Raw genomic sequence first — 23,328 nt, forward strand, 5'->3', positions numbered from 1 at the left:
ATCATCTTCATGGATACAAAACAGAATAAACAAAGCCCGCGTTAAGCGGGTCTTTTGCGTTCAACTCTATTCCCTAGAAGAACGCCTGGATGCCGGTCTGCGCCCGGCCCAGGATCAGCGCGTGGACGTCGTGCGTGCCTTCGTAGGTGTTGACCGTTTCCAGGTTCTGCGAATGGCGCATGACGTGGAATTCGATCTGGATACCGTTGCCGCCGTGCATGTCGCGGGCCTGGCGGGCAATATCCAGCGCCTTGCCGCAATTGTTGCGCTTGACGATAGAGATCATCTCCGGCGCCATCTTGTGCTGATCCATGAGCTGGCCGACGCGCAGCGAGCCCTGCAGTCCAAGGGCGATCTCGGTCTGCATGTCGGCGAGCTTCTTCTGGTAGAGCTGCATGCCGGCGAGCGGCTTGCCGAACTGCTTGCGGTCGAGGCCGTATTGGCGGGCGCGGAACCAGCAGTCTTCGGCCGCACCCATCACACCCCAGGAAATGCCGTAGCGGGCGCGGTTGAGACAGCCGAAGGGGCCTTTGAGACCCGAGACGCCGGGCAGGATCGCGTCTTCGCCCACTTCGACGCTGTCCAGCACGATCTCGCCGGTGATCGAGGCGCGCAAAGACAGCTTGCCGCCGATTTTTGGGGCTGAGAGGCCCTTCATGCCCTTTTCAAGCACGAAGCCGCGGATCTCATTGTTGTGGGCTTCGGATTTCGCCCAGACGACGAAGACATCGGCGATCGGCGCGTTTGAGATCCACATCTTGGAGCCGCGCAGGCGGTAACCACCCTCGATCTTCTCGGCACGGGTCTTCATGCCGCCCGGATCAGAACCGGCATCCGGCTCGGTGAGGCCGAAACAGCCGATCAGGTCGCCGGAAACGAGGCTTGGCAGATATTTCTTCCTCTGCTCGTCGGAGCCGTAGGCATAGATCGGGTAAATGACCAGCGAGGACTGGACGCTCATCATCGAGCGATAGCCGCTATCGATGCGCTCGATCTCGCGGGCGACGAGGCCGTAGGCGACGTAGGAGGCGTTGGCAGCGCCATATTCTTCCGGCAGCGTTACGCCGAGCAGGCCGGTCTGGCCCATCAGCTTGAAGAGGCCCTTGTCGGTTTGCTCGTCGAGATAGGCTTCCTGGACGCGGGGCAGCAGCTCGGCCTTGGCGAAAGCGGCTGCCGAGTCGCGAATCATCCGCTCATCTTCGCTCAGTTGCTCGTCCAGCAGGAAAGGATCATCCCAGGCAAAGGCGCTCGACGACGATTTGGAAACTGTGTTGGCAGAGTTTGACAAGCGATCCTCACGGCAAAGACATGGGTTTCATCCGGAATTATGCGTCTATCGATTGCCTGATGTCTATGGAAACTGTATTTGCGAATGAGTTGATGCATGCGATGCATAGGTTGACCATGCGCCAGAGACGATTTCTTCCCCATATCAGCCATCTCTCGGCCTTCGAGGCGGTCCTGCGCAATGGATCCACGGCGGCGGCTGCGCGCGAGCTCAATCTGACGCAAAGCACGGTCAGCCGGCTGATCCAGACGCTGGAACAGCAGCTCGGCCGCCCGCTTTTCGACAGGTACAGGCAGCGGTTGGTGCCGACCGAGGCGGCGCAGGCCTATGGCCGCGACATCAGCCGGGCACTCGATCTCATCCAGCGCGGCAGCATGGAATTTTCCGCCAATCCCGGCGGCGGCACGCTGACCCTCGCCATCCTGCCCGCCTTCGGCACACGATGGCTTGCGCCGCGGCTCGGAGATTTCCTCAAGGACCATCCCGGGATCAATGTCAGCCTGGCGACCCGCCTGAAGCGCTTCAATTTCGCCGCCGAAGGGTTCGACGCGGCAATCCATTTTGGCGCCGCCGATTGGCGCGACGCCGATCATCTTGAGCTCTTCGAGGAGCGCCTGACGGCTTGCATCTCACCGGCGCTGCTGAGAGGCAAGCCTGTCAACGATGCGGGCGACGTGCTGGACCTGCCGCTGCTGCAGCTCGAAACGCGGACGAAGGCCTGGGCAATCTGGTTCGAAGCCCAGGGGATCAAACCGAAAAACGTCACCGGCATGCTTTTCGATCAGTTCGCGACGATGACGCAGGCTGCGATCGCCGGACTGGGCGTGGCGCTGCTGCCCGACTATCTGGCCAGGGATGAAACCCAGCAAGGGCGGCTTCTTCCGCTGCTGAAACCGTCGGTAACCGGCACCGGAACCTACTGGCTCGTCTGGCCACAGTCGCGCGCAAACTACCCGCCACTGGTCTCTTTTCGTAACTGGCTGGAAAAGCTGGTGGCAGAGGGCTCATGGAGTATGGAGGCAGGCAGCGATCAATAGGTCGCTGCTGCTTTCAGCCGCCGAGCAAGTCGATTGCTGCCCTGACGCCGTCGCGGCCGGGAGTTACCGGCCGGTACTCCATTCCCACGACACCGTCGTAGCCCTCCGCGTAGAGCCAATCGAGGCGATGCTTGAGGTCGATCGTTCCTGTCCCGGGATCATTGCGGCCAGGGTGGTCGGCAATGTGGAGGTGGACGACGCGGGAGACGCGCCCGCCGATGACATCTTCGGTTTTCTCGTCCATCACTGCGGAATGGTAGATATCGTAGACGATGCCAATTTCCGGCCGGTCGATGTCATCGACGATATCGAGCGCTTCCTCCGTCGAGCCGAGGAAATAGCCGATATGGTCGATGCGCGTGTTGAGCGGCTCGACGCCGAGGCGGACGCCGGTGCCTTTCAGGATGTCGGCGGCGGCGTGCAGCGTGTCTGTCAGCGCGGCACGCTGCTCCTCGCGCGACAGGCCCGGCAGGTCGTCTCCGGCTTGCGCGATCAGCACCGGGGCGCCGAGCCGCTTTGCGACCTCGACGGATTGCTTCAGGCCTTCGAGCCAGGCTTCGCGATTGGCGATGTCTGTCAGCGGAATCATCGGTTCGGCTACGAGGCTCGAAACCTTGAGGCCGGTGCTCTTCAGTTTGTGCTCGATGGCGTCGAGATCCTTGTCGGTCCAGCGCCAGAATTCGATGAAATGCAGACCGGCCTCTGCGGCGTTATCGATGCGGCTTGAGAATTCGTCGCCCGGTTCGGCAAACAGCCATTCGATGCAGGCTGAGTAGTTTCGCATGCGGCATCCTCCCTGATTTTATCCAAGGCATGCGGGAAATGCATCGGCTCGGCAAGGCCATGATCGCCGCGATCCGGCAGCAACGCTCCGCAGAGCTATAATTTTTGTTCGGTGTACGGGAACTGTGGCGGCGTTTCGCACGTTGAGGCACGCATCGAAAAAGCGTGGGGCACCGGCACAGGATGATGGATTTTCAAGCGGCCGGCGATAGCCGCAAGACGGCAAATGCAATCGATCTGATTGCCGGAGCGGCCCGGCGCACGATGAAGGCCGCGGTGACGGCCATCCCGGGTGGCATCATTCGCACTGGCCGCAATGCCTGGCGTGCCGGGAAAGCCGAGAAAGTGGCGTTCCTGGTGGATGGATCTGCCTATTTTTCCGCCCTGGATCAGGCGCTCAGGAAAGCGCGGCAGACGATCTGGATCGTCGGCTGGGATTTCAATCCCGATATCCGTCTCCGGCCAAAGCAGAGTTCCGAAACGCTCGGCGAATTGCTGCTGTCGCTCGCCGATGAGCATCCGGGATTGCAAATCCGGATCCTGGTCTGGGGCATGGGGCCGATCTATTCGGGCAAGTCGCTGCGGCTTTTCCGCGAGAGCGGGTTCTCGTCTCATCCGCAGATCTCCATGCGTTTCGATCTGCGCCATCCGCTGCGCGGTTGTCATCACCAGAAACTGGTTTCGATCGACGACAGCCTGGGTTTCCTGGGCGGCATCGACCTCACGGCACGGCGCTGGGACGAGCCGGATCATCGGATCGGCAATCCGCTGCGCAAGGCGCCCGACGGCACGCCCTATGAACCCGTTCATGACATGCAGTCGATGGTTTCAGGTGGGGCCGCGGGCCTGATCGGCGATGTCGCCCGCCGCAGGTGGCGGAAGGCGACCGGCGAGCGGGTAGAACCCGCCGCTGCAAGTGATACCGAATGGCCGTTGTCCGTCCCGGCAGAAATGACCAATGCGACAGCCGCAATCGCGTTGACCGAACCTGGACTGATCGGCAAGCGCGGGCACTACGAAGCCTTCCGGCTGACGCGGGATGCGATCCGGGCGGCACGCAGGCACATCTATATCGAAACCCAATATCTGGCCTCTTTCGGTGTGGCGCGCGAGATCGGCAAGCGGCTGAAGGAGATCGAAGGTCCTGAAATCGCGGTTCTCGTTACCCGCAGTTCGCATGGCTTCATCGAGAAATTGACTATGGGCAACAATCGCGATCGGCTGATCCGCCGGCTGAAGCGGGTCGACCGTTATGACCGGTTACGTGTCATGTATGCCGTGGTGCCTGACGAGAAGGGCGGCGAGCAGGAAATCGTCATCCACTCCAAGCTGATGATCGTCGATGATGCATTTATCCGCATCGGCTCGTCGAACCTGAACAACCGCTCCGAGGGGTTGGATACGGAATGCGATCTGGCGATCGAGGCGGAGACTGATGGCCACCGCCAGGCAATCACCGCGCTTCGCCACCGGCTGATGGCTGAGCATCTCGACGCGCAGCCCGAAGAGGTGCGGCGGATGGAGAGTGAAAAGCGATCGGTGTTAGATACTATAAAGGCGCTGAATCGTGGCTCACGCGGGTTGCGGGAATTCGCCGTTGATATTGCCCATGGCGGGACCAGTCCGTTACCTGGGACCGGGATCGTCGATCCGCGCAGGCCGTACTGGCCGCTACAGCGGTTGCGCTTGCGCGTCGGCCGTCTGGTCAGCGTGTTTTTCTGAGTTTGCCGTTTTCCGCTTGCGGATGACGATTTCGCTGATGGCGAAGACCGGCAGCCCGATCAGCAGCGGCAGAATGAAATAGATCACCCTGAAGGCCACCAGTGCGCCGATCGATGCGGCGCCCGGAAGGACGTGGCTGACGGTTGCCTCCAGCACGCCCAGCCCGCCCGGAACATGGGTGAGGAGGATGGCGATATTGGCGAGCACGAAGGCGGTTGCCGTCTGCACGAAGCTGGCTTCGCCCTGCGCCGCCAGCATCTGATGCAGACAGGCGGAAACGCAGATGAAGTTCAGCGTTCCGATCACCACCTGCCCGGCGGCCAGCTTAACCTCCGGCATCTGGAACTGCCATTTCCACAGTTTGAGCGGCGCGCGAACGGTGGCAGCCAGAAGAACGTAGGCCGCGGGAATGCCGAGGCACGCGAGGCCGAGAAAGAACAAGCCGGACGAGCTGAGGTGCAACAGATTGGCTGCATCGCCGGGATTGACGAGAAGCGCGATGCCGGCGAGGGCCGAGAGGCCGATGCCGACGGTGACGCCGCAGAAGAGGATCACCTTGGCGACTTCCTCGGTGTTCAGTCCCCAGCGGGCGTAGTAGCGGTAACGGACGGCGCCGCTGCTCAGGGCGGCAATGCCGAGATTGTGGCCGATCGAAAGGCCGGTAAAAGAGGCGATCGCCGCCTTCGGGTAGCTCAGCGGTTTGCCGGCATAGCGCAGGCCCATCCAGTCGAAGCCGGTAAGGCAGAGATAGGAGAGTGCCGCAAAGCCCGTCCCGGCGGCGAGCCTGGACACCGGGATCGCCGCGATCGACTGCATCACCTCGTCCAGCGAGTAGCGGCTGAAGACCTTGTAGAGAAGGTAGGCGGCCAGCAGCAGGCCGAGAATGAGGGTGGCATTGATGATAAGGCGTTTGCCCGGCATGAGTTTTCCGTCTTGCGTTGCAGTTTCCAGTTTATGGAACGAAGCAAGCGGAATGCGGGTTCCCCCCGCATGAGCACATTCTCCGGTATTTCACCTCTGCAGGGCGGCCGATCGATCAGGATCCTGACCTACAACGTGCATAGCTGCGTCGGTACCGACCGGCGGATCGATCCGCACCGGGTCGCCGATGTCATCGCCCAGTCGGGCGCCGATATCATTGCGCTGCAGGAGCTGGATGTTGGCCGCAGGCGGACGGGAGGCGTCGATCAGGCGCATCTCATCGCGGGCCTTCTGAAGATGGAGTCGCATTTCCATCCAGCCTTGCATGTCGAGGAGGAGAAGTATGGTGACGCCATCCTGACGGCACTGCCGACCAAGCTGATGCGGGCAGGGCCGCTGCCTTCGGTCGGCGAGACCCGTGGGGCGATCTGGGTGCAAGTCGATGTCAACGGCCTGACGCTCAACGTTCTAAACACGCATCTTGGTCTCAGAGGCGTGGACAGGGCGCAGCAAATAGCGGCGTTGCTCGGCAGCGACTGGATCGGGTCGTCGGCATTTCAGGCTGCGCCGTCGATCATCTGCGGTGATCTCAACGCCATTCCGCTATCGCCCGCATACCGGACGCTTGCCCGGCAGTTTCGAGACGCCCAGCTTCTGGCCGGTGGTAAGCCGCGGCCGACCTATCCGTCGCAACTTCCGGTGCTGCGGATCGACCACGTCTTCGTCTCGGAAGGGCTTGGTGTCAGGCGGGTGACGGCGATCGCCGATCCGCTGGCGCGGCGCGCGTCCGATCATCTGCCGCTGCTTGCGGAGATCGAGCCGTCGGCAGCGCTCACAAGGGCGGAAACACGATCTGTGGCGTCTGGATGAGCTGGCGGTTGCCCGCTGCTTCTGGGTCGTTGATGCGCTCGATCAGCATCCGGCCGAGCAATTCGCCGGCGGCAACGAGGTCTTCGTAGATCGTCTCGACCTTTGGCTGCAGCTGGGTCAGCAGGCGCGAATGCTCCTTGGCGACGATGTCGTAGTCCTCGGCCAGTTGAAGCCCGGCGTCGCTCATGCCGGTGATGGTTGCAAGGGCCGACACCTCGCCAGGACAGATGAAGCCATCCGGGGCATCGGGGGCGGCAGCACGCGTGCGGACATAGTCGCGGATGGCGCTGGCCGGTGAATCGAGCGTGATTTCCTCGGAAATCTCATAGCTGGCGCCCGCCTCGCGCACGGCGGTCATGAAGCCGTGCAGCAGGTGCTGGTAGAATGTCAGYCGCCGTGGCGGCAGCAGGAGCGTCACCTTCTTGCGGCCCTTGGTGATCAGGCGGCGCGTCGCCTCATAGGCAAAGGCATAATTGTCGTAATCGACATAGGGATGCTGCGTCGAAAATTCGGTGCGCCCGTGGCTGACGAATGGAAAGCCGGTTTCGATCAGCATACGGACGCGGGCATCGAAGGGTTCGGTGCGGGTAAAGATGACGCCATCGGCGAAGCTGTTGCGGACGATGTATTCGGCGGCCTCGAGCTCGGTGGTCGACAGGAAATTCGGCGCCACCACCAGATGGTAAGATGTCTCTTTCAGAGCCTTGGCGATGCCGTACATGATCGAGGTGCCAAAGCCGACGACTTCCTGGTGCGAGTCGAGCAGGATGCTGATGACATTCGTGCGGCCGGTCTTCAGGCGCTGTGCTGCGCGATCCGGGAGATAGCCGATTTCACGGGCGATCTTGTGCACCCGTTCGCGGGTTTCCAGCGAGATTTGCGGTGCGTCGCTGAGCGCGCGCGACACCGTCGTCACCGCCAAACCGGTCAGGTTGGCGATCGTGCGCAGCGTCGGCTTGCCACGTCTCAGAAGATTGTCTTGGTTTTCGCCGCGGGGCGGCTTCATCGGATCGGTCAACTTGGCCTTCCTGGGCTGCGGCAATCAACATAACGGGCAGATGCATTGCAAGCAATAAAGTTATGAAAACGTTTTAAATTTTTGCGATTTTAGCGCGATAATTCGCATTATATAGTGATTTCAGTAGTTTGAGTCATTAATAATCTTTTTTCTCGGAAGTCGAGAAAGACTTGACGCCGCGTAATTTATATCGTTTTAAATTGTCAACCGCAGCCGGGAGGCGGCGGCATGTTTGCTCACTCGGCGAGTGGGAAGCATCAGGGTGGCGGAAAAGGCTTTCGCTGCCGACTTGCAAACGGGAGGAAGACTATGCGCAAGTTTTTGGGCTCGGTGGCTGCTGCTGCCGTGATGATGGCTGCGTTCGGCGCTCACGCGGCCGACGTCAAGGAAGTGCAGATGCTGCACTGGTGGACTTCGGGCGGTGAAGCTGCGGCTCTCAACGTCCTGAAGGGCGACCTTTCCAAGGAAGGTTACGCCTGGAAGGATGTACCGGTTGCTGGTGGTGGTGGCGATGCTGCAATGACCGCGCTGAAGGCGATGGTTGCTGCCGGTACCTACCCGACCGCATCGCAGATGCTGGGCTACACCGTTCTCGACTACGCTCAGGCGGGCGTCATGGGCGACCTGACCGAGACCGCGAAGAAGGAAGGCTGGGACAAGTCGGTTCCGGCGGCTCTGCAGAAGTTCTCCGTCTATGACGGCAAGTGGGTCGCTGCCCCTGTTAACGTTCACTCGGTCAACTGGCTGTGGATCAACAAGGCCGTCATGGACAAGATCGGCGGCACCGAGCCGAAGACCTTCGACGACCTGATCGCGCTTCTCGACAAGGCCAAGGCAGCTGGCGTCATCCCGCTCGCTCTCGGCGGTCAGAACTGGCAGGAAGCCACGATGTTCGACTCGATCGTCCTGTCGACCGGTGGTCCTGAATTCTACAAGAAGGCCTTCAACGATCTCGACGAAGACTCTCTGAAGTCCGACACGATGAAGAAGTCCTTCGACAACCTCGCCAAGATCATCAAGTATGTCGACCCGAACTTCTCGGGCCGCGACTGGAACCTGGCAACCGCCATGGTCATCAAGGGTGATGCTCTGGTTCAGGTCATGGGCGACTGGGCGAAGGGCGAATTCGTCGCTGCCAAGAAGACCCCGGATAAGGACTTCCTGTGCTACCGCTTCCCGGGCACCGATGGCAGCGTGATCTACAATTCCGACATGTTCGGCATGTTCAACGTTCCTGAAGACCGCAAGGCCGCTCAGGTGGCGCTCGCAACGGCAACGCTGTCGAAGAGCTTCCAGTCGGCATTCAACGTCGTCAAGGGTTCGGTTCCGGCCCGTACCGACGTTCCGGATACGGCTTTCGACGCTTGCGGCAAGAAGGGCATCGCCGACCTGAAGAAGGCAAACGACGGCGGCACGCTGTTCGGTTCGCTCGCTCAGGGTTACGGCGCGCCTCCGGCAATCGCCAACGCCTATAAGGACGTCGTCTCGAAGTTCGTACATGGTCAGATCAAGACCTCCGACGAAGCTGTGACCCAGCTCGTCCAGGCGATCGACGACGCTCGCTAATACCTGTTCGACATCCGGCCTCCCCGCACAGTGCGGGGAGGCCTTTGCGCCCTGCAGGTATGCTGCAGGGAGGAGATTGATTTCATGAGCACTGTTGCGACCACCGATCCGGTCCTGACCTCCAGTCCTTCGACCCGCGCGTCCATTCGCGGCCGGTTGCAGGATGCCCTGCCGAAGATCGTGCTGGCGCCGAGCTTCCTGATCACGATCGTTTTCGTCTATGGCTTCATCGTCTGGACGGCGTATCTTTCCTTCACCAATTCCAAGACCTTTCCGTCTTACGACCTGACGGGGCCGCGCGCCTATCAGCGCCTGTGGCGCTGGACGTTCGAGAGCGATCCGCCGTCGTCATGGTACACGTCGATCACCAATATGGGGATCTTCGGCTTCCTCTATATCGGCATCTGCCTGGGGCTCGGTCTGCTGCTGGCGATCCTGCTCGACCAGAAGATCCGTGGCGAGGGCGTGCTGCGCCCGATCTTCCTCTATCCGATGGCGCTGTCCTTCATTGTCACCGGCGTTGCCTGGAAATGGTTTCTCGATCCGGGCCTCGGCCTGGAGCAGACGCTGCACCAGTTCGGCTGGACGAGCTTCCATTTCGACTGGATAAAGAACAAGGATTTCGTGATCTATACCGTCGTCATCGCCGGTGTCTGGCAGGCATCGGGCTTCGTCATGGCGATGTTCCTAGCGGGTCTGCGCGGCATCGACGGCGAGATTGTCAAGGCAGCGCAGATCGACGGCGCTTCGACGCTGCAGCTCTACCGCCGCATCATCATTCCGATGCTGCGCCCGGTATTCCTGTCCGCCTTCATCGTGCTCGCCCACATGGCGATCAAGTCCTACGACCTGGTGGTCGCGCTGACCTCGGGCGGCCCTGGCGGTTCCGCCTGGCTGCCATCGAACTTCATGTATGAGTACACGTTCAAGCGGAACGAGATGGCGGTCGGCTCGGCCAGCGCGATCATCATGCTGATGACGATCTCGGCGATCATCGTTCCCTATCTCTATTCCGAACTGAGGGAGAAATCCCGATGAGCAGCGTCATCTCTCCCGCCGTTTCGAGCGGTAATAACAGCCGCTGGATCGGCCGCACGGCAATCTATGGATTGCTGATCATCTTTGCGGTCCTCTACCTGATGCCGCTCTTCGTGATGCTCGTCACCTCGTTCAAGACGATGGACGAGATCCAGAACGGCAACATGCTGTCGCTGCCGCAATCGCCGACGCTCGATCCATGGTTCAAGGCCTGGGGCGAAACCTGTGTCGGTCTGACCTGTGCCGGGATCAAGGGCTACTTCTGGAATTCGATCAAAATGGTCGTACCCGCCGTTGCGATCTCCACGGTGCTCGGTGCGCTGAACGGCTACGTGCTGACGAAGTGGCGCTTCCCGGGTCATACGCTGGTTTTCGGCCTGATGCTATTTGCCTGCTTCATCCCGTTCCAGTCGGTGCTGCTGCCGATGGCGACGATCCTCGGTATGTTCGGCCGTTTCGGCATGACGCTGCAGAATGCGACGGGCATGAACTTCGGTTTCGGCAACCCGACGGTCAATCTGGTCTTCGTTCATGTCGTCTACGGTCTCGGGTTCACGACGCTGTTCTTCCGGAATTTCTATGAAGCCTTCCCGACCGAGCTGGTGCGCGCTGCCCAGGTCGATGGCGCCAGCTTCTTCCAGATCTTCCGCCGCATCATGCTGCCGAACTCTCTGCCGATCATCGTGGTGACCGTCATCTACCAGTTCACCAACATCTGGAACGACTTCCTGTTCGCCTCGGCTTACGCAGGCACAGGCGAGTCCATGCCGATGACGGTGGCTCTGAACAACGTCGTCAACACCTCGACCGGCGTGGTCGAATACAATGTCAACATGGCCGCGGCGATGATCGCCGCCGTGCCGACGCTCTTCGTTTACATTCTCGCCGGCCGCTATTTTGTGCGCGGTCTCATGGCGGGCGCCGTCAAAGGATAATCCATGGCTTTCCTTGAAATTTCCGGTCTCAAGAAGCGCTTCGGCGCCGTCGATATCCTCAAGGGGATCGATCTCGAGCTCGAAGAGGGCGGCTTCCTCGTGCTCGTCGGCCCGTCCGGCTGCGGCAAGTCCACGCTGCTTAACACCATTGCCGGTCTGGAAACGATCACCGAAGGCGAAATCCGCGTCAACGGCCGGGCGATTAATGACCTGCACCCGTCGAAGCGCGATATTGCCATGGTGTTCCAGAGCTACGCGCTCTATCCGAACATGACGGTGGCGGGAAACATTGCCTTCGGCATGGAAATTCGTGGCGTGCCGAAGGAAGAGCGCGAGAAGGCGATCAAGCAGGTCTCCGAGATGCTGCAGATCGGTCATCTGTTGGACCGCAAGCCGAGCCAGCTTTCCGGTGGCCAGCGCCAGCGCGTCGCCATGGGTCGCGCTCTGGTGCGCAATCCGCAGGTCTTTCTGTTCGACGAGCCGCTGTCCAATCTGGATGCCAAGCTGCGCGTCGACATGCGCACCGAAATCAAGCGTCTGCACCAGCGCATGGGCACGACGATCGTCTACGTAACGCATGACCAGATCGAGGCCATGACGCTGGCAACCAAGATCGCCGTGTTGCGCGATGGCGTGTTGCAGCAGTTCGGCACACCTGCCGAAATCTACAACAGCCCTGCCAACGTCTTCGTCGCCGACTTCATGGGGTCGCCGGCAATGAACCTGCTGAACGCGACCGTCGAAAACGGTGCCGGCGGTCTGCAGGTTTCGCTCGACCGCCCGAATGCCGAGCCGCTGAAGCTGCCGGTGCCCTCGGGAAACAACAGCCTTACGAGCTACAATGGCAAGCCGGTGATCTTCGGCATTCGTCCGGAAGCGCTGACCGATCTCGATGGCGTCGATCGCAAGGCGAAATCGGTGTCGCACGGTGATTGCATGATCGAAGTTGTCGAGCCCGCGGGTGCCGATACATTCGCTGTCACCAAACTCGGTGGAAAATCGGTCGTCGCGCGCCTCGGCGCCGATGCCGGCATCGAGGCGGGCACGAACACCCGCCTTGCCTTCAATCTCGACAAGGCGGTGTTCTTCGATCCGCAGAGCCAGCTGCGGATCGCTTGATCCGTCACTGTGCGGTTACGGTGAAACTGACAGACGGGAAGCGGCTTGAGGTCGCTTCCACGGTGATCGTGCCTGTCAGTCCCGTTGCTTCCAGCCAGAAACCAGCCGTGCCACCCTGCAGCGGCACGCTGCCCGGGCCGACGATCTTCGCCGGTCCTTCGACGCGCAGCGTGACGCTGTCATCCATGAAGGGCAGGCGCTGATCGCGCTGGTCGAGCGCGCGGATGATGACGCGGGTGCTGTCGCGCTCCCGGGCCTTCAGGGTGATCGCATCCGGCGCGAGCTCAAGCCTGACTGGCAGCGGATCGGCTGCGAGCGTCAGATGCGCCACCGGTTCGCCATCGATGAAGCCGGTGAATTCGCCATCGATCCATTCCAGACCCCAGGTGCCGAGCTCATCGGCGGTGAAGTGCCGGTGGTCGAGAACGACAGGGGGATGCGGCAGATGCGGATAGTTCTCGCGGTCGGGGCCGATCCGCTTGGTCAGCGTTCCGTATTTCAATTCGACTTCGTCGCAATTGGTGAGGATGATCAACGGCAGCACGCCGCCGATGCTGCGCTCGCCGCGCGCCCAGAAGGTCACCGGCTTCATGATGACTTCATCTGAAGGCTCGCATTGGCTGGCATAGACGTAAGCCGCGAATTTCGGTTCACGGAACATGTCCATGACGCCGTGGTAGCAGATGCGGTCGCCGGAGCCGAAGTCCTTGTGGGTGTTGTAGTCGAACATGCACCAGCCGATCGCACCTGAAATATCAGGATCGCCATAGGCGGCGTTCAGCACTTCCAGATGGCGGCGGACGTGTTCGGCCTGGCGCTGTTCCGGATCATGCATCTTGGTCGGATGCATGTGGCCGTTATACTCGGTGATCAGGTAGGGCACCTTGTGGGAGAGGCCGGTATTTTCCTGCTGCGGGCGAAGCGCGGTGCGCGGGCGGTTGGCACCCGGCAATTCCTCGTTGCCGAGGATGAAGTCGTTCATCGTGTAGACGTCTTCCAGCAGCTCGCTTTCCGTCAGGTAGCGAACGCCGCCGGTCTGACGGGTCGGGTCGAGCTCGCGGGCGAGACGGTTGGTCTCGGCGTAGAAGTCGTAGCTATCGAGCGACTCGTTGATGCGCACGCCCCAGATGATGATCGACGGATGGTTCCAGTCGCGCTCGATCATGCGACGGACGTTCTCGATCGACTCCTTCTGCCACTCGAGATCGCCGATATGCTGCCAGCCGGGGATTTCCTCGAAGACCAGCAGTCCCAAGCGGTCGCACTGGTCGAGGAACCACTTGGATTGCGGATAGTGCGATGTGCGGACGATGTTGCATTTCAGCACCGTCTTCATGATGGTCGCGTCGAGTTCCTGTGCGGAACGTCCGGCGGCATAGCCGACATAGGGGTAGGCCTGGTGACGGTTGAGGCCGCGCAGCTTCAGCGGCCTGCCGTTCAGAAGGAAACCTTCAGGCGTGAACTCGGCGGTGCGGAAGCCGAAATTCGAGGTGAGGCGATCCGAGCCATGGCTGGTCTTGAGATCGACGGTCAGTTCGTAAAGCGCCGGATTAGCGATATCCCAGAGGGCGATGCCGGTCAGATCGCTGAAGCCGAGCGTCACGTCCTCGCCTGTGGTCTCAGCCGTTGCCGTGGCGATGACAATGCCGGACGCATCGCGGATCGTACCGGAGACGGTGCCGAGGAAGGTTGCGTCCTGCGGATTGGCGAGCGTGCAGCGAACGGTCGCCGACTTGGTGTCGGCGAGAGTGTCCTGCGTCTCGATCTTGATGTTCTCAAGCGAGACGGCGCCGGTGACTTTCAGCCAGACTTCGCGGTAGATGCCGGCATAGGTGAGGTAATCGATACGGCCGCCGAAGGGCGGGATGGCCGGATTCTCGCTGCCGTCGATCTTGACGGTGATCAGGTTGTCGCCCTTGACAAGCTTGCCTGTCAGGCGGGCTTCGAAGGGTGTGTAGCCATCCTTGTGGGCGATGATTTCTTCGCCGTTCAGGTAGACGACGCTATCGGCCATGGCGCCGTCGAAGACGATAGAGACTTCGCGGCCCTCGAATTCGGGCATCCAGCGCAGCAGCTTCTGATAGATGAACGGCCGCTGATAGCTCTTCTCGTCGAAATAATTGAACGGCAGTTCGACGGCCGTATGCGGCAGGCTGACGGTCGTGCTGCCGTCGAAGGCGTCGAGCAGGCGCTGGCCGAAGCCCTCGTGGAAGCTCCAGGATTCGTTGAACGAGACGACGGAACGCATATCAGGCTTCCTTGCTGCAGGCGCGGGCAATGATGCGGCGCGAGGCGCGCGCGCGTGAAATCATGGTCATGGAAATTCCTCCTCGATGCAATGAAAAGCGCTGCCTTACGCGGTGGAGCCCCAGCGGGGCGTGCAGGCAAGCGTGATGTTGTGCGGGCCTTCGATATCCTGCTCGTGGCGTTCGATCACCTCGACCACGGCATCCATGAAAGCGGCATGGTCAAGGCTCAGCGTCGTCAGGTCATTGCAGTCCCAGGCGGCCATGGCGATGCCGTCCTGGCCGACGATGGCGATATCGTCGGGTGTCTGCTTGCCGAGGACGCGCCGGGCCGCGTCGCGCGCGCCGATCGCCATCACGTCGTTGCCGCAGATGATCGCATCCACCTTCGAGCGGTGCAGCAGCATGACGGCTTCCTTGAAGCCGGAATCGTAGGAATAGTCGCCGAAGGCCTCTGCCTCAAAAGCCAGGCCGTGCTTGGCGAGACCGTCGGCAAACCATTTGCGGCGTAGCTTGTCGATCCAGCTGGACTTCGTTCCGGAAAGATAGGCGAAGCGCTTCTTTCCATCCTTGACGATCTTGTCGATGATCTCGGCAGCGCCGACGGCGCCATCGATGCGGATGCTGGAGACATTCTCGTTCTCCAGCGGCTCGAAGGAGACGATGATCGGTTTCGTTGTATGGAAGATGTCGACGGCATCCTGCATCGATACCATGTCGGAGAAGACGACGACGTGATCGACCTGATAGGTCGAGGCCAGCCGCATCAGCTGAAGCCGGTCGGAATGATCGGCGCAGCAGAGAATGATCGGCAGAAGCTGGCGCGCCTGCAGGCGATGAACGAGCAGCTGCTGCTCTTCCGCCTCGCAAGGGTTGCCGATGGCGTTGACCACCAGGGCAACGAGGCGCGAGCGCTGATTGTTCAGCGAGCGGGCAATGGCGTTCGGCTGGTAGCCGTGTTCGCGGGCGGCTGCCAGGATGCGGTCACGCGTGGCGCTGCCGATGCGGGAATCGGGTGAGAAGGCGCGCGAGATCGTCGCCGAGGACACACCGGCGAGCTTCGCCAGCTCCTTGGATGTAATGCGCTTCCTGCTCATGTTGCTTCCACCCCGTCTAGACCCATTCCGCTCTTCTCCGTATCGCGGAGCGGGTCTACCTCTGTTGTTACGCAATTCCGGACGCAAAACCGCTACGCAGTTTTGCTGGAATTGCTTAGACGGCGATCCTGACGGGCACTCCCTCCGCCGCCGCCGATTCCTTGATTGCGTCCCAGAGCCTAGCGAATCGCAGGCCCATTTCAACGGAGCCGGAGTTTTCCATGCTTCCGGCGCGGATGGCGAGGAAGTTCTTCATCGGATTGCCGAGAATTTCGGCTTCTTCGCGTGGCTCGCTGGTCCGGCCGAAGCTGATCTCGCGCCAGCCGCCCCAGGCGTCGATGCGCACGATGGCCTTGGAATAGAAGAAGGTGATGTAGGAGGCGCAGCCGGGAGGGCCTTCGCCGGCTGCCGTCAGCGTCGCCAGTGCGCCATTCTTCAGCCGAGCGGAAACGGCTGTGGCGATATCCACCTTGCGGCCATGATTGTGCATGTAGGCTGAAACGCTCTCGAAGTCCGAATTGGCAAGCAGGCAGACGGTGTTCATCATGTGGGCGCCGGTATCGAACATGAAGCCGCCGCCGGAGATTTCCGGCTTCTGCTTCCAGTGGCCTTCATAGTTGGCGGCCCAGCTTTCCCAGATCATGCCGGATATGGCGATCAGGTCGCCGAACTCACCTGACAGCGCCCGCTTGCGGGTGTCGAGCACCAGCGGCGAGAGGCCACCCTGGAAGGCGGTGACGATGGTGACTCCGGTCTTCTTCTGCGCCGCGATCAGCCGTTCAGCTTCGGGGACGGTGGTGACCATCGGCTTTTCCAGGAAGAGGTCGAGCCCAGCCTCGGCGACGGCTACGGCCTGTTCGCCATGGAAGGCATGCGGGGTGGAGATATAGATGATATCCAGCGCGTCGCGGCGCTTCGCCAGCATCTCGCGATAGTCTTCAAAGGCTTCCGGTTCGGGTGCGCCGGCTTCCTTGCAGACGTCGATCAGCCGCTGGCGCGAACCCGGGATGGTGTCGGCAAGCGCGGCAAATTCGATCTCCGGCATCTTGGCCCAGCTATGGGCATATTCGGCCGCCTTCAGCCCGGCGCCAATCACGCCGAGGCGCAGTTTCTGTACCATGCAAAATCCTCCCGAATGCGATTGTGCAAACGATTACACAAACGTTGTATTTGTTTCAAGCTATAAATAATCACATAAAAACAATAACTTAAATTTTACGTTGGAAACGATTGCAAAATCATCTTGTCAGGCATGGGAATGCGTGTACATTTTCGACAGGTGCTGGAGGGCGCCATTGTGAACAAGAGGGAGGACTTCCGTTGAAGAAGACGGTTATCGGTGGCCTTTGCGCCATATTGCTCAGCGCAGTATCGACGCTGGCTCATGCTGAAACGATCCGGATTGCGAACCATGGCCAGTCGGGTATCGACGCCATGAAGTCGACGGTCGAGCGCATCGAGAAGAAATACGGTGTCACGGTCGAGGTTGTCGAATACCCGGCGCCGGACAAGGATTATCTGACGAAGCTGCTGACCGAGCTCGGCGCAGGCAATGCGCCCGACCTGTTCTCCATTCCGACCGCATCTGCCGTCGCCGATATGGTGGAGGCCGGTTACCTCGCTCCTGTCACCAAGGAATTCAAGGCCTGGGAAGGCTACAACGGCCTCTACGATGTGGCCAAGCAGCTGGCCGTCAGCCCCGATGGCGAGACCTATGTGATGCCCTTCATGCTGGGTATCCAGGAAATCTACTATCGCAAGGATGTGCTCGATAAGGCCGGTATTTCGACCGAACAGCCAAAGAGCTGGAAAGACTTGCTCGACCGTGCAGCCGAGATCAAGAAGAAGACCGGCGCCTATGGTCTGCTCTTCCCGGCCGGTGTGGCCTGGGGCGGCGGCGCGTTCGACGAAGGCTTCCAGCATTTGATCGTCGGCTCGAAGACGCCGCAGATCGTCGATGCCGATGGCAAGTTCGATCTCAACGGCGAAGGCGTCAAGGATGTCTTCGATGTCTACAAGCAGCTGATCGACAACGATCTGATGCCGGTTCAGCCGCTGCTCGGCCCCGAGCCGTGGGTCGTGCCGAAGTATGAAATGTTCCCGCAGGGTAAGCTTGCCGCCACCACATGCGGCTCCTGGTGCTACATTTTCGACTGGGGCCGCGAGAGCAAGAACCCGATCCCTGACGTGACCAAGATCGTCGGCACCTGGACGGTTCCCGGCCAGAACGGCGGCCAGTACGTGCTCGCCAACCTGGCGGCTCCGTGGGCCGTCAATGCCAAGTCGGCCAACGCGGAACTGGCCATCAAGGCGCTGATGGAAATCGGCTCCGTCGAAACGCAGGTCTCCTATGCGGCCCGGATCGGCAATATTCCGGCGAGCAAGGATGCGGCTTCGAATGCCGACTTCCAGAAGCTGACGGAACTGGTGCCGATCCATGCGGCTGCCGGAAACGGCGTGTTCCTCAAGCAAGCTTCCGGCTTCGGCACCGTCTCGGAAGGTGTTGCCCGCGCCACCGAAGCGCTGCTGCGCAAGGAAACCGATGCAGCCGGCGCCCAGAAGATCCTGGTCGACTACGTCAAGGAAACGCTCGGCGACGATGTCGTGAAATAAGCTTGGGTAGTTTCTCCCGCCCAAGATTGGGAGGCGCGGCAGGTCTGCCGCGTCTTCCGCTTCATTCGATAAGGTTGTGAGCTTCGATGATCAGAAACTCTCATGAACGCCGAGCCGAGCGCCAGCTTCTCATCATCCTGCTGCCATCGCTGGTGCTGCTGCTTGCCTTCGTCGTCTACCCCGCGTTGTACTCGATCTATCTGAGCTTCACCAACGAGGCGCTGACCGGTGCGGCTGCGCTGCGGCCCCGCTTCGTCGGGCTGCGCAACTACGCGCGGCTGTTCAATGATGCGAAGTTCTGGAACTCTTTGCTCGTCACCTTCTTCTTCGTGGTCGGCTCGGCCGTCATCGGCCAGTTCGTGCTCGGTCTCGTATCCGCCATGGCGCTCCGCCGCGAAATCCGGTTCCGGCAGATCTTCTCGTCGATCATCCTCTTGCCGAATGCCGCCCCTGAGGTCGTCGCCGGCTTCATGTGGATCTCGATGCTGGCGGGCGGCGAGCATGCGACGCTGTCGCGCATCGTCAGCTTCTTCGGCATTGCGCCGGCCGACTGGCTGAACACCTTTCCGCTGGCGATGATCATCATCGTCAACACCTGGCGCGGTATCGCAACGGCGATGATCCTGCTGACCGCGGGTCTCAGCACTATTCCCAACGAAATCTATGAGGCTGCCCGCATGGATGGTGCTACCCCATCGCAGATGTTCCGCCGCATCACGCTGCCGCTGATGATGCCCACCATCCTGCTCTACATGCTGATATCCGCCGTCTCGACGATTGCCGTCTTCGGTCTGGTGTATGCCCTGACGCGCGGCGGCCCCGGTGGGGCGACCGAACTCGTCAGCATCTATATCTACAACCAGTCCTTCACGGCGTTCCAGCTGGGTTACGGCGCTGCGGTCGCGGTCGTCGCGTTGATCATCTCGCTGATCCTCGGCATCGGCTATGTCCGCGCCATGAAGGTGGAGATCTGATATGGCGGCAATCTCTCCGAGCGAAAGCGCCAACAAGACGCGCTCCGACCTGATGGCCTATGCCACGCTGTCGGTGATCTCGATCTTTTGCGCCGTGCCGTTCTTCTGGGTGCTGCTTGCCTCCCTCGATGGCAATGCCCAGCTCTTCCTGCGCTGGCCGGAGCAGTGGAGCCTTGCGAATTATGCCCGCGTCTTCATCAAGGAGGATGGCGGCCGGTGGCTGTTCAACTCGCTGTTCATCGTTGGCGGCGCGACCCTTATCGTCATGGTGCTGGCAGGGCTTGGCGGCTATGCACTGTCGCGGACCCGCGCCTGGTGGAAGCTGCCGTTCCTTTATACGATCCTGCTGATCCGCGTGCTGCCGCCGACGGCGCTGGTGGTGCCCCTCTACAAGTTCCTGCTGACGCTCAACAATGCCGAAGGCGCGATCCTCCGGCCGATCTTCGGCAGCTATGCGCGTGACATCATGCGCTGGACAGGCTTCATCGACGGCTATCTCGGCATCATGCTGGTGCTGGCCACCATGCAGCTGCCGTTGGCGCTGTGGATCATGAAGACCTTCTTCGACGGTCTGCCGCGGGATTATGAAGAGGCGGCCGTCATGGATGGCGCCACCATGGTGCAGCGTATCCGCCGGGTGCTGATCCCGCTGGCGCTGCCGGGTCTTGCGGCCGCCGGACTTTTCACCTTCATGTCGGCCTGGGGCGATTTCCTGCTGCCGCTGATCTTCCTGTCGTCGCCGGAGCTGCAGACGCTGCCGCTCGGTCTCTTCCGCGCCTTCCTGCGCATCAACGAGATCGATTACGGCCTGCTCGCCGCCCTTGCCTTCATCTACCTCCTGCCTGCCGTCATTGCCTTCGGCTTCGCGCGGCGCTTCCTCGTCCAGACATTCTCTGGCGGCGTGAAGGGCTGAGACAAGAAAGAGAACCGAATGATCAATCTGAAGAACGTCCGCAAATTCTACGGTGCGCTCGAAGTCATCAAGGGCGTCGACATTACTGTCAACGATGGCGAATTCGCCGTCTTCGTCGGCCCCTCCGGTTGCGGCAAGTCGACCTTGCTGCGGATGATCGCCGGTCTCGAGGGCATCGATGATGGCGACCTCATCCTGAACGGCCAGCGCATCAACGACGTGCCGCCAGACAAGCGCGGCATCGCCATGGTGTTCCAGTCCTATCCACTCTATCCGCATATGACGGTCGCCGAGAATATCGGTTTCTCACTGAGCCTGAAGAAGGTGCCGGAGGCGGAGATCCGCAAGCAGGTGGAAGGCGTTGCCGAGATCCTGCAGCTGACCGATTACCTCAACCGCCGCCCGGCCGCCCTTTCTGGCGGTCAGCGCCAGCGCGTCGCTATCGGCCGGGCGATCATCAAGAAGCCGTCGTTGATCCTGTTCGACGAGCCGCTTTCCAACCTCGACTCGGCGTTGCGCGTACAGATGCGCGCCGAGCTGCAGCGCCTGCATCGGGAGCTGAAGGCGACCGTCGTCTACGTCACCCACGACCAGGTGGAGGCGATGACGATGGCTGACCGAATCGTCGTGCTGAACAAGGGAACGGTGGCCCAGCAGGGCGCGCCGATGGATCTCTACCACAAGCCTGAAAACGAGTTCGTCGCGACCTTCATTGGCTCGCCAAAGATGAACGTCATTCCGATGACTGCGACACGGCAGGGCGGAGATCTTCGTCTCGAAAGCGCGATCGGCCTGGCGATGGACATGTCCGGTGCGGCCGATATTCCCCAAGGCGAAGTGCGTCTCGGCGTCCGGCCCGAGCATCTGAAAATTGCCAGCGAAGGGCAGGGCAACTTCAATGCTGAGGTGGGGATCGTCGAACGCCTCGGCGTCGAGACCTACATCACCGTCGGCACGACCAGGGATCCGATCGTCATCCGCTCGGACGGCGATGTCGCGGTGCGGCCCGGTGACCGCGTTTCGCTGACGGCCGATTCGGCTGCCTGCCATCTCTTCGACGCGTCGGGACGGGTCATCCGTCCGGCTCAAGCATCATAACATTCGAGGATATCATGACGATCAAGGTTACGATCTGGAACGAAGGCCGCCACGAGCAGGTGCACAAGGAAGTGCAGGATATCTATCCCGATCGCATCGATGGCGCGATTGCCGCCGGCATCAAGCATGCCGATTTCGAGATCCGCCGCGGCACGCTCGATGATCCGGATGAAGGTCTGCCTCACGCGCTGCTCAATGATACCGACGTGCTGCTCTGGTGGGGCCACATGGCGCATGAAGAGGTCAGCGACGGGTTGATCGACCGCATCCAGCAGCGGGTACTGAAAGGCATGGGCCTCGTCATCCTGCATTCCGGCCATCACTCGAAGCTGTTCCGCCGCCTGATGGGCACGAATGCGAACCTCTCCTGGCGCGAGTCGCCGGCCGGCGATCTGGAGCGCGTCTGGGTCATCAATCCCTCGCATCCGATCGCCGAGGGACTGCCGCCCTATTTTGAGGTCAACGCCTCGGAAATGTATGGCGAGCCCTTCGATATCCCGCAGCCGGACGAGCTGATCTTCATCTCCTGGTATTCGGGCGGCGAAGTGTTCCGCAGCGGCTGCACCTGGCAGCGCGGCCGCGGGCGCATCTTCTTCTTCAGCCCGGGCCATGAGACCTATCCCATCTATCACGACAAGATCATCCATCAGGTCATCTCGAACGGTATCCGCTGGGCGCAGCAGAAGCACAGGAATGGCCGCATCCTGGAAAACTGGCATCGCGCCGAGGCGCTTCACGGCCGTCCCGACGGAAAAGTCTGAGCTTCCTCCCGTGGTGGGCTGGGGCGGATTTGCTCCGGCCTCCGCGGGCGGGTCCTTAAAGGAGAGAGACGATGCAGCTGATATCGCTGAAGGCCGAAAGCGACGTTCACGAGTTTCTCATCAGCAAGACGTTCTGGGCTGCCGTCTATCGTAACGTGCCGGAGCGGCTGGCAGTGCTTGCCCGGCTGGCCGCCGAGCGGCCCGACGTTTTCGCTTTCGAAAGCAGCCAGAAGATCGCCGAACGCTGCAATGTCTCGCAGACAAGCGTCGTCCGCTTTGCGCAGCATCTCGGCTTCGATGGGTTCGCCGAGATGAAGCAGGTGTTTCAGCGGGGGCTCCGCCAATCCGCCCGCCGCGCCTTGTGATCAGTTACGGGTACTGTGCACCGTTGACGGTCGTGTAGATCGAATAGAGCGACTGGGTCGCGGTGATGAACAGGCGGTTTTTCTTGATGCCGCCGAAGCAGATGTTCGAGACCGTCTGCGGCACCAGGATCTTGCCGAGGAGAGTGCCATCGGGTGCAAAGCAGTGGACGCCGTCGGCCGCGCTGCTCCAGAGATTGCCCGAAAGGTCGAAGCGGAAACCGTCAGGCACGCCCTTGTCGATCGAGCAGAAGTAGCGGCTGTTCGCCAGCGTCTTGCCATCGATAACGTCGAAGACGCGGATGTGGCGGGGCACGTCATGGTTCGACGAGCCTGAATCGGCGATATAGAGCTGCTTTTCATCTGGCGAGAAGGCAAGGCCGTTCGGCTGGATGAAGTCGGTGACGACGGCGTCGATTTTGCCGCTTTGCGGGTCGATGCGATAGACGTTGCGGGTTTCCTGCTCGGGCTCGGCCTTGTGGCCTTCATAGTCCGACATGATGCCGTAGCTCGGATCGGTGAACCAGATCGAGCCATCGGATTTGACAACGACGTCGTTGGGAGAGTTCAGCCGCTTGCCTTCGTAGCTGTCGGCAAGAACCGTGATGCGGCCATCCGGCTCGGTGCGCGTCACCCGCCGCCCGCCGTGCTCGCAGGAGACCAGCCGTCCCTGGCGGTCGCGGGTATTGCCGTTCACGTAGTTGGAAGGCGAGCGGAAGACGGAGACCGTGCCATCAGGAACCCAGCGCATTATCCGCTCGTTCGGAATGTCGCTCCAAAGCAGGCAGTTCCAATCGGAGAACCAGACGGGACCTTCAGCCCAACGGCAGCCGCTGTAGAGCTCTTCCAGCCGGGCACTGCCGGCGACCAGGCCATTGAAGCGTTCGTCACGGATATCGTACAGCGGGTTTTCGGACACGGATATGCTCCTCCCAAAGCAATGGATGCGTCTTTCGTAGCGATAAAC

21 protein-coding genes are annotated in these 23,328 nt (G+C 61.1%); 13 read left to right on the top strand and 8 right to left on the bottom strand.

The window, feature by feature from the left end:
• Nucleotides 1–73: 73 nt before the first annotated feature.
• A complete protein-coding gene (locus AC1DJO_RS18710; protein WP_477972353.1) occupies nucleotides 74–1,288 on the bottom strand; it encodes an acyl-CoA dehydrogenase in 1,215 nt (404 codons plus the stop codon).
• Between the two features lie 116 nt (nucleotides 1,289–1,404).
• Between AC1DJO_RS18710 and AC1DJO_RS18715 the strand changes: the two genes are divergently transcribed.
• Nucleotides 1,405–2,325 (top strand): LysR family transcriptional regulator, encoded by a 921-nt coding sequence (locus AC1DJO_RS18715; RefSeq protein ID WP_477972547.1) that lies wholly within the window; start codon nucleotides 1,405–1,407, stop codon nucleotides 2,323–2,325.
• A 13-nt stretch (nucleotides 2,326–2,338) separates the two neighbouring features.
• Here AC1DJO_RS18715 and AC1DJO_RS18720 read toward each other — a convergent pair whose 3' ends face one another.
• Nucleotides 2,339–3,109, bottom strand: a complete 771-nt coding sequence (locus AC1DJO_RS18720; protein WP_477972355.1) for a TIM barrel protein — start codon at nucleotides 3,107–3,109, stop codon at nucleotides 2,339–2,341.
• Nucleotides 3,110–3,294: 185 nt separating this feature from the next.
• On the opposite strand from AC1DJO_RS18720, the gene AC1DJO_RS18725 reads away from it, so the two are divergent.
• Nucleotides 3,295–4,830: a phospholipase D-like domain-containing protein gene (locus AC1DJO_RS18725; RefSeq protein ID WP_477972357.1), complete on the top strand. Its 1,536-nt coding sequence runs from the start codon at nucleotides 3,295–3,297 to the stop codon at nucleotides 4,828–4,830.
• Here AC1DJO_RS18725 and AC1DJO_RS18730 read toward each other — a convergent pair.
• The gene (locus AC1DJO_RS18730) at nucleotides 4,780–5,751 is read right to left on the bottom strand and encodes a lysylphosphatidylglycerol synthase domain-containing protein (protein ID WP_477972359.1); all 972 of its coding nucleotides are present in this window, start codon (nucleotides 5,749–5,751) and stop codon (nucleotides 4,780–4,782) included. The two genes, AC1DJO_RS18725 and AC1DJO_RS18730, sit on opposite strands and share 51 nt — an antisense overlap.
• A gap of 69 nt (nucleotides 5,752–5,820) precedes the next feature.
• Between AC1DJO_RS18730 and AC1DJO_RS18735 the strand changes: the two genes are divergently transcribed.
• Nucleotides 5,821–6,621, top strand: coding sequence for an endonuclease/exonuclease/phosphatase family protein (locus AC1DJO_RS18735; protein WP_477972361.1), 801 nt, complete (start codon nucleotides 5,821–5,823; stop codon nucleotides 6,619–6,621).
• Here AC1DJO_RS18735 and AC1DJO_RS18740 read toward each other — a convergent pair.
• Nucleotides 6,584–7,639, bottom strand: coding sequence for a LacI family transcriptional regulator (locus tag AC1DJO_RS18740; RefSeq protein WP_112385691.1), 1,056 nt, complete (start codon nucleotides 7,637–7,639; stop codon nucleotides 6,584–6,586). The two genes, AC1DJO_RS18735 and AC1DJO_RS18740, sit on opposite strands and share 38 nt — an antisense overlap.
• A gap of 309 nt (nucleotides 7,640–7,948) precedes the next feature.
• Between AC1DJO_RS18740 and AC1DJO_RS18745 the strand changes: the two genes are divergently transcribed.
• The 4 genes from AC1DJO_RS18745 to AC1DJO_RS18760 all read left to right on the top strand — a co-directional run bounded on the left by AC1DJO_RS18745 (nucleotide 7,949) and on the right by AC1DJO_RS18760 (nucleotide 12,297).
• The gene (locus tag AC1DJO_RS18745; protein WP_112537114.1) at nucleotides 7,949–9,205 is read left to right on the top strand and encodes an ABC transporter substrate-binding protein; all 1,257 of its coding nucleotides are present in this window, start codon (nucleotides 7,949–7,951) and stop codon (nucleotides 9,203–9,205) included.
• Nucleotides 9,206–9,289: 84 nt separating this feature from the next.
• A complete protein-coding gene (locus AC1DJO_RS18750; RefSeq protein WP_477972363.1) occupies nucleotides 9,290–10,243 on the top strand; it encodes a carbohydrate ABC transporter permease in 954 nt (317 codons plus the stop codon).
• On the top strand, nucleotides 10,240–11,178 hold the full coding sequence (locus tag AC1DJO_RS18755) for a carbohydrate ABC transporter permease (protein WP_477940872.1): 939 nt from the start codon (nucleotides 10,240–10,242) through the stop codon (nucleotides 11,176–11,178). The genes AC1DJO_RS18750 and AC1DJO_RS18755 overlap by 4 nt, the downstream gene beginning before the upstream one ends.
• Nucleotides 11,179–11,181: 3 nt before the next feature.
• Nucleotides 11,182–12,297, top strand: a complete 1,116-nt coding sequence (locus AC1DJO_RS18760) for an ABC transporter ATP-binding protein (protein WP_112385687.1) — start codon at nucleotides 11,182–11,184, stop codon at nucleotides 12,295–12,297.
• A 4-nt stretch (nucleotides 12,298–12,301) separates the two neighbouring features.
• Here AC1DJO_RS18760 and AC1DJO_RS18765 read toward each other — a convergent pair whose 3' ends face one another.
• From AC1DJO_RS18765 to AC1DJO_RS18775, 3 genes are all read right to left on the bottom strand, one after another.
• On the bottom strand, nucleotides 12,302–14,545 hold the full coding sequence (locus tag AC1DJO_RS18765) for a glycoside hydrolase family 2 protein (protein WP_477972365.1): 2,244 nt from the start codon (nucleotides 14,543–14,545) through the stop codon (nucleotides 12,302–12,304).
• Between the two features lie 105 nt (nucleotides 14,546–14,650).
• The gene (locus AC1DJO_RS18770) at nucleotides 14,651–15,640 is read right to left on the bottom strand and encodes a LacI family DNA-binding transcriptional regulator (RefSeq protein ID WP_477972367.1); all 990 of its coding nucleotides are present in this window, start codon (nucleotides 15,638–15,640) and stop codon (nucleotides 14,651–14,653) included.
• Between the two features lie 115 nt (nucleotides 15,641–15,755).
• On the bottom strand, nucleotides 15,756–16,760 hold the full coding sequence (locus tag AC1DJO_RS18775; protein WP_477972369.1) for a Gfo/Idh/MocA family protein: 1,005 nt from the start codon (nucleotides 16,758–16,760) through the stop codon (nucleotides 15,756–15,758).
• A gap of 200 nt (nucleotides 16,761–16,960) precedes the next feature.
• Between AC1DJO_RS18775 and AC1DJO_RS18780 the strand changes: the two genes are divergently transcribed.
• From AC1DJO_RS18780 to AC1DJO_RS18805, 6 genes are all read left to right on the top strand, one after another.
• Nucleotides 16,961–18,253, top strand: coding sequence for an ABC transporter substrate-binding protein (locus AC1DJO_RS18780; RefSeq protein ID WP_477972371.1), 1,293 nt, complete (start codon nucleotides 16,961–16,963; stop codon nucleotides 18,251–18,253).
• 86 nt (nucleotides 18,254–18,339) lie between these two features.
• On the top strand, nucleotides 18,340–19,227 hold the full coding sequence (locus tag AC1DJO_RS18785) for a carbohydrate ABC transporter permease (RefSeq protein ID WP_477972373.1): 888 nt from the start codon (nucleotides 18,340–18,342) through the stop codon (nucleotides 19,225–19,227).
• Nucleotide 19,228: 1 nt separating this feature from the next.
• Complete coding sequence (locus AC1DJO_RS18790) at nucleotides 19,229–20,140, top strand: carbohydrate ABC transporter permease (protein WP_477972375.1); 912 nt, start codon at nucleotides 19,229–19,231, stop codon at nucleotides 20,138–20,140.
• An 18-nt stretch (nucleotides 20,141–20,158) separates the two neighbouring features.
• Entirely contained in the window at nucleotides 20,159–21,238 is a 1,080-nt protein-coding gene (locus tag AC1DJO_RS18795; RefSeq protein WP_477972377.1) for an ABC transporter ATP-binding protein, read from the top strand.
• A gap of 14 nt (nucleotides 21,239–21,252) precedes the next feature.
• Nucleotides 21,253–21,999 (top strand): ThuA domain-containing protein, encoded by a 747-nt coding sequence (locus AC1DJO_RS18800; RefSeq protein ID WP_477972379.1) that lies wholly within the window; start codon nucleotides 21,253–21,255, stop codon nucleotides 21,997–21,999.
• A gap of 71 nt (nucleotides 22,000–22,070) precedes the next feature.
• Entirely contained in the window at nucleotides 22,071–22,364 is a 294-nt protein-coding gene (locus AC1DJO_RS18805) for a MurR/RpiR family transcriptional regulator (RefSeq protein WP_477972381.1), read from the top strand.
• A 4-nt stretch (nucleotides 22,365–22,368) separates the two neighbouring features.
• Here AC1DJO_RS18805 and AC1DJO_RS18810 read toward each other — a convergent pair whose 3' ends face one another.
• The gene (locus AC1DJO_RS18810; protein WP_477972383.1) at nucleotides 22,369–23,280 is read right to left on the bottom strand and encodes an SMP-30/gluconolactonase/LRE family protein; all 912 of its coding nucleotides are present in this window, start codon (nucleotides 23,278–23,280) and stop codon (nucleotides 22,369–22,371) included.
• Between the last annotated feature and the right edge of the window lie 48 nt (nucleotides 23,281–23,328).

The organism is Rhizobium sp. 05N430 (assembly GCF_056396985.1).

What these genes read in the sequence shown, in the direction of transcription:
- AC1DJO_RS18715 (WP_477972547.1), top strand. Translation starts at nt 1,405, where the DNA reads ATGCGCCAGAGACGATTTCTTCCCCATATCAGCCATCTCTCGGCCTTC.
- AC1DJO_RS18720 (WP_477972355.1), bottom strand. Translation starts at nt 3,109, where the DNA reads ATGCGAAACTACTCAGCCTGCATCGAATGGCTGTTTGCCGAACCGGGC.
- AC1DJO_RS18725 (WP_477972357.1), top strand. Translation starts at nt 3,295, where the DNA reads ATGGATTTTCAAGCGGCCGGCGATAGCCGCAAGACGGCAAATGCAATC.
- AC1DJO_RS18730 (WP_477972359.1), bottom strand. Translation starts at nt 5,751, where the DNA reads ATGCCGGGCAAACGCCTTATCATCAATGCCACCCTCATTCTCGGCCTG.
- AC1DJO_RS18735 (WP_477972361.1), top strand. Translation starts at nt 5,821, where the DNA reads ATGAGCACATTCTCCGGTATTTCACCTCTGCAGGGCGGCCGATCGATC.
- AC1DJO_RS18745 (WP_112537114.1), top strand. Translation starts at nt 7,949, where the DNA reads ATGCGCAAGTTTTTGGGCTCGGTGGCTGCTGCTGCCGTGATGATGGCT.
- AC1DJO_RS18750 (WP_477972363.1), top strand. Translation starts at nt 9,290, where the DNA reads ATGAGCACTGTTGCGACCACCGATCCGGTCCTGACCTCCAGTCCTTCG.
- AC1DJO_RS18755 (WP_477940872.1), top strand. Translation starts at nt 10,240, where the DNA reads ATGAGCAGCGTCATCTCTCCCGCCGTTTCGAGCGGTAATAACAGCCGC.
- AC1DJO_RS18760 (WP_112385687.1), top strand. Translation starts at nt 11,182, where the DNA reads ATGGCTTTCCTTGAAATTTCCGGTCTCAAGAAGCGCTTCGGCGCCGTC.
- AC1DJO_RS18765 (WP_477972365.1), bottom strand. Translation starts at nt 14,545, where the DNA reads ATGCGTTCCGTCGTCTCGTTCAACGAATCCTGGAGCTTCCACGAGGGC.
- AC1DJO_RS18770 (WP_477972367.1), bottom strand. Translation starts at nt 15,640, where the DNA reads ATGAGCAGGAAGCGCATTACATCCAAGGAGCTGGCGAAGCTCGCCGGT.
- AC1DJO_RS18775 (WP_477972369.1), bottom strand. Translation starts at nt 16,760, where the DNA reads ATGGTACAGAAACTGCGCCTCGGCGTGATTGGCGCCGGGCTGAAGGCG.
- AC1DJO_RS18785 (WP_477972373.1), top strand. Translation starts at nt 18,340, where the DNA reads ATGATCAGAAACTCTCATGAACGCCGAGCCGAGCGCCAGCTTCTCATC.
- AC1DJO_RS18790 (WP_477972375.1), top strand. Translation starts at nt 19,229, where the DNA reads ATGGCGGCAATCTCTCCGAGCGAAAGCGCCAACAAGACGCGCTCCGAC.
- AC1DJO_RS18795 (WP_477972377.1), top strand. Translation starts at nt 20,159, where the DNA reads ATGATCAATCTGAAGAACGTCCGCAAATTCTACGGTGCGCTCGAAGTC.
- AC1DJO_RS18800 (WP_477972379.1), top strand. Translation starts at nt 21,253, where the DNA reads ATGACGATCAAGGTTACGATCTGGAACGAAGGCCGCCACGAGCAGGTG.
- AC1DJO_RS18805 (WP_477972381.1), top strand. Translation starts at nt 22,071, where the DNA reads ATGCAGCTGATATCGCTGAAGGCCGAAAGCGACGTTCACGAGTTTCTC.